The organism is Pseudomonas paracarnis (genome assembly GCF_904063055.1).
GTDB lineage: Bacteria > Pseudomonadota > Gammaproteobacteria > Pseudomonadales > Pseudomonadaceae > Aquipseudomonas > Aquipseudomonas paracarnis.
Window position 1 is genome coordinate 1 of the sequence record NZ_CAJFCN010000088.1, and the last position, 447, is coordinate 447.

The following is a 447-nucleotide window of genomic DNA, read 5'->3' on the forward strand; positions in this document are numbered from 1 at the left end:
TCGGTAGCGGTGTTTCGTGGGTGGCACTCAGATCCTGGGCGTACAGCGTGCCGTAGTCCACGACGCCCTGGTCCGACAGTGTCGGTTGGCAGGCGGTCGGCGCGAAGTGGGCGCGCAACGTGAGGTCGCGGTAACGCCCGCTTGCGCTGTGGTACATCATCCCGATGACTTCCCAGGTGTCGGCGTCGCGCACCTGGGTGGCGGCCGGGTCGGCCCATGCTCGCAGAGTCAACTTCAACGCCAGGGTTTTCCCCTGCAATACCGTGCCTTGGTGCAGCGGCACGATGCCATGTTCGGGCCGCCATTCCAGCACGCTGGCGCTGCTCACCGGCGCCTGGCCTGCGCCGGGCAACAAGCCCAGTTCCACCGCCCGGCCGTCGAGTACGGCGTTGCCGACTTCGATGGCGTAGCTGCCGTTGGGAGTGAATTGCAGGCGTTGCGCGGAGG

Annotated in this window: 1 protein-coding gene; it reads right to left on the reverse strand. The window is 67.1% G+C overall.

The features are described from left to right. The coding region (locus JMV15_RS28035) for a DUF1120 domain-containing protein (protein WP_201492004.1) at positions 1-447 on the reverse strand (447 nt) is incomplete at both ends.